We start from the raw sequence: 12,485 nt of genomic DNA, 5'->3' as shown, positions 1-12,485 counted from the left end.
ATCCTACCGATCGTGAGCAGAGCGATCGGAGGGTTCGGCCGCGAGGGAAGTCGGCCACGCAACGCCCAACGCGCGCATGATGAACGGGACGGTGGTCGCTACGACGGCGTCAACTCGGTCGCCGGCCATGAGCATCGGGCGTCGGCTTTCCACGCAGGCGAGGATGAGTTGCGCGGATGCGGCAGCATCGGAATCGACAAAGACACCGGCGTCGACACCTTCCTGAACGAGCTGTTCGACCAGAACCGACAGCGGGACAATATGTTCGAGGAAAATTTCGCGATCATGCGCTGACAACAATTCGACCAACGCGATTCCTGTGAATCGTTGCAGTGAGAACTCGACGAGTGTCAGTTTGACGAGGATTTCGAGTCGGTCCACAGGATTCTCGCGGTCCGCGAGTTCACGCTCGGCCAGGAGTAGGAATCTATCCATCTCGCGTGTGGACCAGGCGAGCAGTAACGCGGATTTGTCGGGGAAGTAGTTGTACACCGCTGTCCGCGAGACGCCGGCCGCCTGGGCCACGGTCTGCAGCTTCACGTTTTGCCAACCCTGCTCGTGAAGTTCGCGAATGAATGCGTCCAACATGGCTTCTCGGGTGGCGATTTTGTGCTCAGCGGTTGTCGCACCACCGGTCAACTTCGGCATGGTCGATCCTCCTGGGTCTGATTCACGGTCACGGGGAGGTCGAACAGGTCCGCAACAAGGCGCGGATCACCTTGCCACATCGAGACGGGTGCGAGCATCATCTGCTGCGCGATCGAGCGTACGGATCGGCAGACCTCTTGCTCTTCGGCGAGTGTGAGCGTCGTGCGTTTGCGCAATCGCTCCATCTCCGCGGTAGTGAGATCAGTGATCCATTCCTCAGCTGCAAGCGAGAGGGGTGAATCCGGTGTCACGACCGATCCAACTCGGCACTGGAGAACCGCGAAGTCATCACGGACAGCGTGATGACGGCGACGACCGAGACGGCGTGTGCCGCCGCCAGCCAGAGCGACTCGGGTGCGTGTTTGTGAAGGGTGGGCGCCATCAGCATGGCCATGAGGAGGGCGAGACTCGACAACATCGCGGGACCGTTGGGGCGGCCGACAAGCAGGCTGACCAGAAGAACGAGCGCGACGACGCTGCACGCCACATCTACAGGCGGGTACGTGGCCGGAACGATTCCGCTGACAGTGTCGGTGAAGTTCAGCCCGATCGACACCAACTGCGCGAGACCTGTCGCGCCGGCCAACCAGGCCGTCCAACGCAGTCCGTGGAGTCCGGCTTTCCGAAGGCCGGTCAGGGTTCCTTCGGCGGATTCCCACGCTTCGGACGTCGGTGTTGTCACGGTTACTCCTTTTTATGACGAGGTGTCGTCATAAAGTAGCAGTGCGCGATCGCGAGATTCTTGCCGGTAGGTGACTGGCCTGCTTCGAAGGGATAGCGTCGAAGTACCGGCCGAAATGACAATCGCGGGGAGGTGGCTCGATGACGACCTCTGCCCACACGGATCGGCCCTCGTCGAAACAGAGTTGGTTGGCGCGCGCAGCCTTCGCGGCCCTGGTTCTTGCAGTCGCGGTGCTCCTGATCTTCGCCGGACTGAAAGCCTTGACCATGCTGATCCTGGGGATCGGTGGGGTGGTCGTGTGCGTCGTGGCCGTGTACTGGTTTCTGACCACCCGCGGATTCCTCCGCTGGATCTCGTTGGCGGTGGTGGTACTGACCCCGATCGTGGTGCTCACGTTCCTGGTCCGAGAACGACTCCTGTGGGTGGTATTGCTCGCGATCGGGTTGTTCGTGGTAGCCGGTATCTGCGCTCGCACCGCCTTGGCGGGGGAGGAGAAGGAATTGCCGGTTGTCGAGCGACCGGCACCGCCGCCCGTCAAGCCGTTCTTCGTGATGAACCCGAACTCCGGTGGTGGCAAGGTCGAGAAGTTCGACTTGAAACGCAAGGCCGAGGAACTGGGGGCCACGGTCGCACTGCTCGAGGGGCCCGAGAAGATCGACGTGACGGCCTTGGCCAGGCAGGCGGTCGCGGACGGCGCCGACCTACTCGGTGTGGCCGGTGGCGACGGAACACAGGCACTGGTTGCTGCTGTCGCGGCCGAACACGACCTGCCCTTCCTCGTCGTCAGCGCGGGAACGCGCAACCACTTCGCCGCGGATCTGGGGCTCGATCTCGAGGATCCATCTCGGTGCCTCGACGCGCTCGTCGACGGCGTCGAGGTCACGGTGGATCTGGGAAATGTCGGCGGTCGAACTTTCGTCAACAACGCATCGTTCGGGGCGTACGCCGAGGTAGTCCAGAGTCCGGAGTACCGCGACGCCAAGACCAGCACCTTCTTGCAGATGCTCCCGGATCTCCTCGCCGGACGTGCCGGAGCGGTGTTGACCGCGCGCTCCCCGAGCGTGTCCGCGGTGGGTCCGCAGGCTGTGCTGGTCAGCAACGGCCCGTACGAGATGAACGACCTGGCGGGGCTCGGTCATCGGCCGCGATTGGACCGGGGCACTCTCGGAATCGTCGCGATCTCCGTCAGCAGTGCCCGTCAGGCCATCGGGTTGCTCCATCGGGCGCATCAACACGGTCTGGCTCAGGGCACCGGATTCGAGGTGATCGTCGACGCCGACACCGACGAGATTCCGGTCGGCGTCGACGGCGAGGCGCTGGTGATGCCAACTCCGGTCAGATGCACGGTCAGTCCGCAGGCGCTGAGGGTCAGAGTCCCCCGAGATCGACCGGGTATCCGTCGCCCCCGGCACGCCTGGGATCTGGTCCGGTTGCGAGAGTTGGCGAAGTTCAGGAGATCCGGCGCATGACCTGACCGACGGCCAGGACTCCCTGCGGATCATGCGTGTCCGCCAAAGCGCTCAGCCAGTGAGCGGTGTCCTCGTCGTAGGTGCGGGCGATCTTCTCCGGGTCGACGCTCGGCGCGAAGTTGGGCAGTGCATGCCCGTTCGTCCATGGCGCCATCGTTCGTCCGAGAGTCTCGGCGTGCGGGACTACCGCGTCGACCATCGGTGGGGCAAGAACTCCGACGGTGAACAGCGAGAAGGCAGCGTCCCGATGGCAGAAGGCGCTGCGGTGCTCAGGTTCCCGTGCGAGGGCGCCCCCGAGGAGACGTAATTCGACGACGGTTTGGGGTGAACCGGATCCGGGGCCGGCAGCGGCCAGCAATGCGTCGACGGCCTCGTGTGACAGCTCGTTGGTCAATGCCGTGGATTCGTGCGTCGGCATCGGGTCGACGGGATCGGCGTGCACTGCCCCGAGGGCGGCATAAGGCAGCACACCGACTGCGTCGATCAAGGGCGTTGCGATTGAACGGATTCGGTCGATCAGTGACTTGGCATCGGATTCCTCGGCAAGACTTGCGAATCTGACCGCGACGGTGAGCCTGCCGGCCAGCGGTGGCGGAACCTGTGGAAGGGGTGGAAGTTGCAGAAAGGCAAGAGAGGTCGAGCTGTGCTCAGGCAGGTCGGCGCACCAGTCCAGCCAGGCGTGCGCGACCGCGCTTGCATCTGCGCCGTCGAAATAGAGTGCACCGCCGTAGAAGTGGGTGACCGGTAGTAGGTCGATCTCGATGGCTGTGACAATGCCCAGTGTGGCCTTGCCGCCGCGCAGTCCCCAGAACAATTCGGCATGTTCGTCGGGGGTGACATGAATGAGTTCGCCACTGCCGGTGACGATGTCGAACGAACGAACGTGATCCGACGAGAGCCCGTACGTGCGCACCATCGGGCCGATGCCGGCGCCGGTGAGGAAGCCGGCGACTCCGACAGTGGGTGAAGAACCTGCCAGTGGCGCCAAGCCGTGGGGTGCGGCAGCGTCGATGACGTCCTGCCAGATCAAGCCCGCGCCGATTCGGGCAGTGCGGTTTTCGGGGTCGACGACGCACTCCGTGAGCCTGCCGGTGTGGACGAGGAGAACGTCACTGCCGAGAGGGACCGCGCCGTGGCCGGTGCGCTGAACACCGACGCGCAGACCCAACTTCGCCGCAAATCGCACCGTTGCGACAATGTCTTGGGCGCTCTCGACTGCCACCACAGCGCCAGGCGCGACGGGAACCGCTGCATTCCACGGAATCGCCAACTCGTATCCCGTTTCGCCAGGCAGGGAAACGGAGCCGGTCACCTCTGCGCGCAGTGATTCGACCGCGGCGTCGAGCGTGGGGGTCTGAAGGTTCATGGTCTTCCTTTCCTCATCCGTCTTTCGGTCAAGGGAAGGATGTCCGAACAGGCTTGGGTGGTTCTTGACGTATGTATCCCGAGCGGATCCAAGTTTTATCCAAGCGCATTCTCGCAGTTCAGGGCCATGTCGATCGCGCTCGTTCAGCTACGCCCCGCATGCCGAGTGTCTCCGATTCGGCCGCCACTTCCGTCAGCTCCCGTTCACGTTCGGCGGACGGCTCTCGGAGCTGCGCCCGAAGCAGTCGACAGCGCAGCAGTGTTGGTGCTCCGCCGGAGCCAGTTGCGATCTTCTCGGCCTGATCCAGGAGAGTCGATGCCTGCTCGACGTGACCGAGAAGCGCGTGCAGACGCGCGGAGGCTTCGGCAACCGAGCCCAGTTCACCGACATGGCCTACCGTTGCGATGCAGCCGGTGTGTGGCGAGAGAAGGCCGATGAAGGTGTCGGCGTATTCGACCAGTTCCAGATCTGCCACGACGCGTGCAAGTAGTGTCTGGTGTCCCAATGTCGTCCACGTCTGTGGCCCGCGATTGATCAGCCACTTCTTGATGCCTTCGGAAGTGGCGTCGCGCTCGCCTCGGGCGGCGTCGATGGCGATGTTCCACGAATCAGGTTCCACGACACCGGGATCAGATTCTGCCAACGCACCTCGCTCCCACTCCAGAGTGTTGAACGCCAGATCTGCGCTGCCAGCCGTGTACAACTCCGTTTGCAGATGGATCTGCCTGGCCGTCTCGTACTGCCGGCGGGCTTGCGCGAAGTCTCCGTACCATTCGGCGAGAGTTGCTTCCATCCAACGTAATTGGACCCGAACCACCGGGAGTCTCAGTAGCTCGCAGCCGATGATCCCCTGCCTGACGTGTTTGACGGCAGCATCGACATTGGCCAGATTCATCTCCGTCATGCTCGCGACGGCGTGTGCGACGACGCTGTCGACACGCGATTGTTGGTGCGGCAGTTCGAAAAGCTCGCGCAGTAGGCGCATGGACTCCGCGCTGTGCACCGCGACTCCGGAGAAAAGCAGAATCCGTCCGAGCAGCGCGTCCGCGATCACATCCGAATCGTCGAGTTCGCGGGCGATGTCGAGAGCACGGGCGCTCCATCGATTCGGGATCTCGGCTTCGGGGTGGTAGCAACTTCCCACCGCCAGCGCAGCAAGAACCCGTGCGTGAGCTGACCTGTCGTTCTCGACCAAGGGCTCGACCGCCGCGAGCCGTTCGAGCAGTGGTCCCGGATCGGTACCGTAGGAAACCCACGGCCACGCACCGGCGGCCCGAAGTAATGCGCCTGCCAATCGTCCGACGGCGGAGGTTCGCCCCTCCCGAACAGCCTCGAGGAGACCGGCATTGACGACGTCGAGAACTGTCTGCCCTCGACCTGCGCGGGCGAGGGCCTCGACTCTGGCCACCAGCAGGTCGTCCCGATCGTCAGCGGATTGCTGGGACACCGGAAGTAAGTCGAACGCGCGGACAGCTGCCTCCCACCACTCGGCCGCGGTCTCCGAACTCCACCGATCGGTCGCATCCTGAGCTGCAGCCGTGCATGCCTCCAGAACGACGAGTGGATCGACCAGGGGAAGTGCCGACATCAGATGTTGCGCGCGGCGGCTCAGCCGGTCCGGATCGGAGGAATTTTCGAGCACTTCGGCAACTCGGGCATGTATCCGCTGGCGACGAAGCGTGGGTATCGCTTCGAGGACTTCGTCTCGGAGAAGGCCGTGAGCAAAGACGTAACCGCCGTTTGCCGAGTCCGCGACGATGATTCGATCATCAGCAGCCGCGTCGAGATGGTCGGCGAGAGTGTCGACATCGAGACGGGTGGCTGCGGCCAGTGTGTACACCTCGATGGCGTCGCCGATAACTGCGGCAACCCGAAGAGCGTGCAACACTGCCGGTTCCACTGCGGCAAGGCGTCGACCGAGGACAGATCGAACGGCGACGGGGATGCCGTCGCCCAGTCGCTCGTTCCGGGGAAGCCTGGCGTACTCCGAGACGAACAGCGGGTTGCCGCCGGTTCGTTCCGCCAGGGTTCGCGCCTCCGCGTCGTCGAGCGTGTCCCCGGAGACGCACCTTGCGAGTGTTGCAACCTCGCCCTGCGCGAGCGCCGGCACAATCATGGTTCGGTTTCCTTCGCCGTGGAGTACGGCTTCTTCGAACTTGCGCACTGCCGGCCCGACTTCCGAGTCTCGGAGCGTCGACACGAACCAGACTCTGGTACTGGTCATTGCGCCGACCAGGTAGGTCAGGCAACGAAGGGACGTGGGATCGGCCCATTGAATGTCGTCGATGACGACGGTCAACAGTGCATCTTTCGCCGCAGCTTCGATGGTGGTGCGAACCCGTTCGTAGACGGCAAATCTCGCTTCGTCCGGATCGATGTCCGTCGGCGGCGTCAGTACGAAATCGGCGTCGGCTCCGAGTTCCCGAACCAGTCGGCGGATCGGCCACCACGGCGGCGTTCCGTCGTCCTCCGGGCAACGTGCCCAGACGGTGGCTCCTCGAATGGACGTTGTTCTCGACGAACACTCCTCGGCGAATCGTGTCTTGCCGATGCCGGCGGGGCCGGTCAAGATCAACCAGCGAGGCGAGCCACGGCGAACGTCGTCGAGCATCTTGTCGGCGACAATCGTCTGAGCGTCGCGCCCGACGAACAAGCGTGAGGAATCCGTCTCGGGCATCGCTGCTACGGCTGGGGGAGAAGCCGGGACCGACACTTGTTCGGCCCCCGTCCATCCCGGAGTGCGCGGCCAGGCGGCCAGGCCGGGTTCGTGGCGCAGGATCGCGCCTTGCAATGCTGTCAGCTCCCCGCCGGGCTCCAGTCCCAGCTCGGCGTCGAGCCGAGACGCGTGTAATCGAAACTGTTCCAACGCTTCCGGTGACCTGCCCGCCCGATGCAGGGCAACCATTCGCAGCCAGCAGGTCCGGTCGCGGAACGGGTACTCGCTACAGAGTTGAGCAGCTTCGACCAGCGCGGGTGCCAGGCGCCCGAGAGCCAGAAGCGCCGTTATCCGGGTCTCCCGGCACTCGGTCCGCACTTCCTCGAAGGCTGCGGCTTCCACCTCCACCCAGTGCGCGTCGTTCAGGTCGTCCAGAAGCTGCCCCCGGACCGAGGCGAGGGCACGGTCAGCGGTCGTCAAAGCCTCCTGCCACCGTTCGTTCTCAGCGTGTTGTCGCGCCGTTTCGGCGTCGTCGAGAAACACCGACAGATCGACGTCTGCCGGAGCGACCTCGAGGACATAGCCCGGCGATTGACGCACTATCGGTGACGCCGTACCGGTTTCGACGCGTAGCGCTCGGCGCAGGTTGGAGATATACGCCTGGATGCTTGCCATCGCACTCGCCGGTGCGTCGTCGTGCCAGAGAGCATCGATCAGCCGGTCGGTGGAGACGACGCGACCACGGTTGAGCAGTAGAACGGCAAGGACCGTTCGTTGTTTTCGAGGGCCCAGATCGATCACGTCGCTCGTCGCCGGACCCCGTGCGACCTCCAACGGCCCGAGCAGTCGATAGATCATCCGTTTCCCCTCGTACCTGCGGACGCAGGACGGTTCGATTCTAAGGAGCGAAATTCATACATGCAGGACAAAACGGTCAACTAGTTCTCGTCAACATCTGCTCGGATTCCTCGGAGAGAGTCTGGTTGACGCTGGTAGTGCGCAGCGTCGCCGCACAGACCAACGCACCGAGAGCTGCGATGAAGGCTGCGACAAACAGTGCCAACCGAAGTCCACCGACAAAGTCGTCCGGTGGTCCGCCGGGCAGCATCGACTGCGCCGGAAGGAAGGCGCCGAGCACGGCAACCCCGACTGCGATGCCGGTCTGCCGGAACGCGTCGTTGATCCCTGCGGCCAATCCGGAATGGTTCGAAGTGCTTTCGCCCAGAACCAACCCACTCATGACGGGGTTGAACACCCCGGCCCCCACGCACGCGACAACAAATCCGGGAAGTATCGCGTACGGCGAACTGGTCACGTCGACGACGGTCATCATGACCAGCCCCACCGAGACGAGTAGAAGCGAGCACGTCAACGAGACCGAGACGGGGATGCGCCCGTCCAATTTCGCGGTGGCGCCCGCGACGACGAACATCGCTATCGTCGCCGGTAGATACACCAGGCCGGCGTCCACGGGAGACAGATGCAGCACGTTCTGCAGGTAGATGGTCGTGTAGACGAACACCGCGAACAGGGAGGCGGAGATCGAGAACGCTGCGATCTGCGCTCCGGCGAAGGCCCGATTGGCGAGCAGATGTGGGGGCAGCATGGGCTCGGTGGTACGAAGCTCGTGCAGGGAGAAACCGATCATGGCGGCCGCGGCGATCACCGCGGCGATCATCGGCTGCGGCTCGAACCACCCATCCTCGTTACCGCGTAACAAACCGAACACCAGAGCTGCCAGGCCGGTGGACACCAGAATCTGCCCGGGCACGTCCGCGCGGCGAGGCCGAGGATCGCGTGACTCGGGAACCCACCGCACCGTCATCGCCAGTGTGATCAACCCGATCGGAACGTTGATCAAAAAGATTGCGCGCCAATCCAACAACTCGGTGAGCAACCCGCCCACCAGTGGGCCGACGGCAAACGCGCCCCCGATCGTGGCGCCGTATGCAGCCAGAGCAGTCGCGCGCTGGGGACCCTTCTCGAACACGTCCGCCAGCAAGGCAAGTGAGCAGGCGAAGAGTACGGCACCGCCGATACCCTGAGCGGCCCGCGCGAGGTCGAGCACCCAGATGTTCGGCGCCAGAGCGCAGAACAGAGATGCCGTGGTGAACCACAGAATGCCGATGACGAAAACATGGCGTCGACCCCGTCGGTCTGCCCACGATCCGGCGCTGAGAACGACCGTCGCCAATGCCAGCGTGTACGCGTCGATCACCCATTGCAGGGCGCTGACTCCGGTATCGAGATCGGATGCGATCGACGGCAGGGCGGTGTTGACGACGGCGATGTCGAGCATGAGCATTGCGGTGCTCACGCATACTGCCAGCAGAGTGGCTCGTCTTACTGCGGTGTTCTTCGGGGTGATCGGTGCGGTCATGGCCCGTCCTGATGGTCGAAGGGGTGTGGACTCGGAACACCCTGCGCCCCGACGCTTGGGACATATCGGGCGAAATGCTTGGAACCCGCATGGTTGATAACTGCCGTGTTACTCGGAATCCGTCACCACCTGCTCGGTCGAATACGCACTCTCCCAACGGTTAATCTCTGGTCATGGAGACCAGCCAGTGGGTGCGACGGGTGTTGGTGGTGGAAGACCAACCACTGATGCGTGCGCTCGTCGGTGACACGCTCACACACGCCGGGTTCGTGGTCCATACGGCCGGATCGGCGGTCGAAGCGCTCACGGAGTTCGACGGATTCGATCCTGACCTCTTGGTCACGGACATCGACCTTGGCGTGCGGCCGAACGGCGTCGATCTCGCGAACATCGTCACCGTGAAGGCTCCGCATTGCGCGATCGTGTTCCTGACGAACTACCCCAACGCATCGACAGCGCCAGGTTCTGCGGGTGTGCCGCCGAAATCGCTGTTCGTGGACAAGGCGGCTGTCCAGTCGGCGGATCAGTTGATCGGCGTAGTGGAGGCCGCGTTGACGGAAACCGAGCCACCGGCGCTCGGGAGTGATCCGGACTCCGCCTTGTCGAGCCTCACCAGATCACAGCTCGATCTTCTGCGTTACATCTCGCTCGGGTGGTCGAACAGCGCAATCGCAGCGCATCGTGGGTCCTCGATCCGAGGTGTGGAGAAGCTCATCGCGCGCACTCTCGAGAGCCTGGGATTGACGCACGATTCGTCCACCAATCCGCGAGTGCTTGCTGCGAGTATCTTCATCCGCCATTTCGGTGTGCCCGAAGTGACCGACTCGGTGTGAACCCGCGCGAGTGGTGGCTTCGACTCGGTGATCGGAACATCGTCACCAAGTGGTCCTGGATTCTGACGCTGCCGTTCGCGGTGACCGTGATGGCCAACTACTACCTGTGTACCGGGGTGCGCGAAGTAGGCGTGATGGCAGTCGGCGCCTTCGCGACCCACTGCGTTGTCGGGGTGATGCTGCTGATGGCGAGGGCTGTTCTTGCAGCACACCGATCGCAGCTCGCAGCCCTGGCCCTGTTCGCAGTGATCGGCGCGATCCGCCCGTTCGTCCTCGACGCGATCACCCGCGCGCTCGAACTCCCCGTCGACCCCAGACCGATGCTCGTCCGGGTGGCACTCAACGTCGCGTGCAGCGTTGTCTTCTTGTCGTTGACCGCCGTACTGGTAAGCGCTCTCCGTGACCGCCTCGCGCTGCAACGGAGTTTGAAGGTTGCCGGGGCCGCCGTCCAACTCCAGCAGACCCGGGATCGATTCCGCCTCGACCAAACCCGTGCGCAGTGTCGGCGAGAGCTCGAGCGCAGTATCGAGACAGTCATGCACGCGGTTGCTGAAACGGAACTCGAGGGAGTACGAGGAGCAGCGCTCTTGAAGCGAATCTCCGACGACGTGGTTCGCCCGATGAGTCATCGACTGTTCCGGGAGATTCCCCCGATCGAATCACCGACGCCGACTGTGCGGCTGACGGCGAGAGATCGACTGATCGGCGTCGTACGCAGCGTTGAACCGGCGCCACTGTACGTACCGGTGTTCGCGTACACGGCACTGGTGACCGTCTACCTGCTCACGACTTACGGCGTGACGTTCACGGCGGTCCAGCTCGGCGTCGGTTTCTGGCTCTTCGTCGGTGGCAATGCGTGCGCTCGCCGAGTTGTCAGCAGCGGAGACGGCCCTCTGAGACGGATCGCGACTCTTTCTGCGGTGTACTGCTCGAGTGCGCTGATCAGCAGTACCGCGACGTGGCTGCTCCTGACGGTGTTCGGCCGTACCCCGACTTTCTATCTCTCGTCGATGGCCGTCTACCCGTTGGTTGCGCTGTCCGTCTGCCTGATCAGGGCTGCGGATACGCAGCGTCAGGACGAGGAGCGTCAACTCCGCAGTGCCCTGAGCCGGCAAGCGCTCGATGCAGCTCGTATCCATGCCGAGCTCATGCACACCCGACGTGGACTGGCCAGGTTGTTGCACTCGTCGGTGCAGGGCGAACTCGTAGCGGCCGCATGGTCTTCGGGCGCCGTTGCCGGTCGCCCAGTCGATGTTGCGGCAACCATTGCCCACATTCTCGACGGCTTGGAAAGCGACCTGTCTGCGTCATCCGATCAGCCGGCTGACTCCGATGCCCGAAAGCGTATCGATGATCTTGTCACGGTGTGGCGCTACGCAATTCCGGTCGTAAGTCACGTCGACGACGAAGTCTGGGCGGTGATCGGTTCCGGCTCCGCTCGGCTCGACAGCGTGGTGGAGATCCTGTCGGAGGGACTGACCAACGCCGTGAAACACGGTGCAGGAGGGCCCGTCTTCCTCGAGGTGACACTCGCCGATGCTCGGGCGGTAGTAGTGCGGATCAGTTCGCCGGGTCGGATGCCGGTGGCACGGGACTCAGGGATCGGGCTTGAATCGCTCGCCGGTACGGTAACGTCCCTCGAACTTGTCGAAGAGGAAGACCGGGTGGTCCTCACAGCCGTGCTTCTGTGACACCGTGAGTGGCGATGTCGTGGAGGCCGAACGTTTCGCCAATGGCCGGATTGGCCGCTTGTACGGTCGCAGAAATGGAATCGATTACTGCGCAGCTCATCCCACTCGCCACCGGCGTCGTCATCAGCCCGATTCCTCTGGTTGCGATCATCGCGATCCTGCTGTCCACTCGGGCGAAGGCAAATGCATTCGCGTACACCGCGAGCATCGTGCTGGCCGCGGCAGCGATTACAGCAGCGACGGCACTCTCGACCACCGGAGTGGAATCGAAGTCCAGCGGCAGCGCGCATACCGTCCAGACGGTGTTCGCCGTCGTGTTCACTGTCGGTTTTCTGGCGCTCGCGTACTCGAGTTGGCGTGGCCGTCCGAAAGACGATGCCGAGCCGGCGATGCCGTCGTGGCTGGCGCAGATCGACTCGATGCAACCGGCCAAAGCTGCGGTTCTGGGACTGTTGTTGACCGTACCCAACGCGAAGAACCTGCCGCTCGAACTCAAGGCAGGTTCGATCATCGGTGGCGGGCACCTCGGCTGGGTATCAGTGATCGCGTACTCCGTTCTGTTCGCGTTAGCGGCGTCCATCGCTTTGATCGTGCTGTCAGCATTGGCTGCCGTGCCCTCGGCGAAGGTGACCGATGCACTGAGCGCCACCAAAAGCACTCTGATCCGCCACAATGCAGCAATCATGACCGTTTTGTTCCTGATGCTGGCAGCATTGGAACTCTCGCACGTTGTCGAAGCCCTGTCGAAGTAGCAACTTGT

General features: G+C 63.4%; 10 protein-coding genes. 4 read left to right on the top strand and 6 right to left on the bottom strand.

Features of this window, described 5'->3' with window-relative positions; genetic code table 11:
- Positions 1 to 3: 3 nt before the first annotated feature.
- The 3 genes from P0M12_RS10625 to P0M12_RS10615 are packed head-to-tail and all read right to left on the bottom strand — an operon-like array spanning position 4 to position 1,330.
- Entirely contained in the window at positions 4 to 648 is a 645-nt protein-coding gene (locus P0M12_RS10625; protein WP_007730219.1) for a TetR/AcrR family transcriptional regulator, read from the bottom strand.
- Positions 636 to 899, bottom strand: a complete 264-nt coding sequence (locus P0M12_RS10620; RefSeq protein WP_007730221.1) for a hypothetical protein — start codon at positions 897 to 899, stop codon at positions 636 to 638. Before P0M12_RS10620 ends, P0M12_RS10625 begins: the two co-directional genes overlap by 13 nt.
- Positions 896 to 1,330 carry a hypothetical protein gene (locus tag P0M12_RS10615; protein ID WP_007730223.1) on the bottom strand — a complete coding sequence of 145 codons (435 nt, stop codon included), beginning with the start codon at positions 1,328 to 1,330 and terminating at the stop codon, positions 896 to 898. The genes P0M12_RS10620 and P0M12_RS10615 overlap by 4 nt, the downstream gene beginning before the upstream one ends.
- 140 nt (positions 1,331 to 1,470) lie before the next feature.
- Here P0M12_RS10615 and P0M12_RS10610 point away from each other — a divergent pair, with 140 nt between their 5' ends.
- Positions 1,471 to 2,799 (top strand): diacylglycerol kinase family protein, encoded by a 1,329-nt coding sequence (locus P0M12_RS10610; RefSeq protein WP_136471008.1) that lies wholly within the window; start codon positions 1,471 to 1,473, stop codon positions 2,797 to 2,799.
- Here the strand turns inward: P0M12_RS10610 and P0M12_RS10605 are convergent.
- The 3 genes from P0M12_RS10605 to P0M12_RS10595 form a co-directional block, all read right to left on the bottom strand.
- Positions 2,780 to 4,165 (bottom strand): FAD-binding oxidoreductase, encoded by a 1,386-nt coding sequence (locus P0M12_RS10605; RefSeq protein ID WP_161120502.1) that lies wholly within the window; start codon positions 4,163 to 4,165, stop codon positions 2,780 to 2,782. The two genes, P0M12_RS10610 and P0M12_RS10605, sit on opposite strands and share 20 nt — an antisense overlap.
- 118 nt (positions 4,166 to 4,283) lie before the next feature.
- On the bottom strand, positions 4,284 to 7,679 hold the full coding sequence (locus P0M12_RS10600; protein ID WP_277377682.1) for a BTAD domain-containing putative transcriptional regulator: 3,396 nt from the start codon (positions 7,677 to 7,679) through the stop codon (positions 4,284 to 4,286).
- 76 nt (positions 7,680 to 7,755) lie between these two features.
- Positions 7,756 to 9,201 carry an MFS transporter gene (locus P0M12_RS10595; RefSeq protein WP_083954726.1) on the bottom strand — a complete coding sequence of 482 codons (1,446 nt, stop codon included), beginning with the start codon at positions 9,199 to 9,201 and terminating at the stop codon, positions 7,756 to 7,758.
- A 173-nt stretch (positions 9,202 to 9,374) separates the two neighbouring features.
- On the opposite strand from P0M12_RS10595, the gene P0M12_RS10590 reads away from it, so the two are divergent.
- The 3 genes from P0M12_RS10590 (at position 9,375) to P0M12_RS10580 (ending at position 12,477) form a co-directional block, all read left to right on the top strand.
- Entirely contained in the window at positions 9,375 to 10,034 is a 660-nt protein-coding gene (locus tag P0M12_RS10590; protein WP_058038412.1) for a response regulator, read from the top strand.
- On the top strand, positions 10,031 to 11,725 hold the full coding sequence (locus tag P0M12_RS10585) for a two-component system, sensor protein (RefSeq protein ID WP_158170343.1): 1,695 nt from the start codon (positions 10,031 to 10,033) through the stop codon (positions 11,723 to 11,725). The genes P0M12_RS10590 and P0M12_RS10585 overlap by 4 nt, the downstream gene beginning before the upstream one ends.
- Positions 11,726 to 11,799: 74 nt before the next feature.
- Positions 11,800 to 12,477, top strand: coding sequence for a GAP family protein (locus P0M12_RS10580; RefSeq protein ID WP_277377681.1), 678 nt, complete (start codon positions 11,800 to 11,802; stop codon positions 12,475 to 12,477).
- The last annotated feature ends 8 nt before the right edge of the window (positions 12,478 to 12,485 follow it).

It is taken from the genome of Rhodococcus sp. RCBS9, assembly GCF_029457415.1.
GTDB lineage: Bacteria > Actinomycetota > Actinomycetes > Mycobacteriales > Mycobacteriaceae > Rhodococcus_F > Rhodococcus_F qingshengii.
The sequence above is the reverse complement of the archived record's forward strand: the minus strand, read 5'-3'. Positions and strand labels throughout refer to the sequence as shown.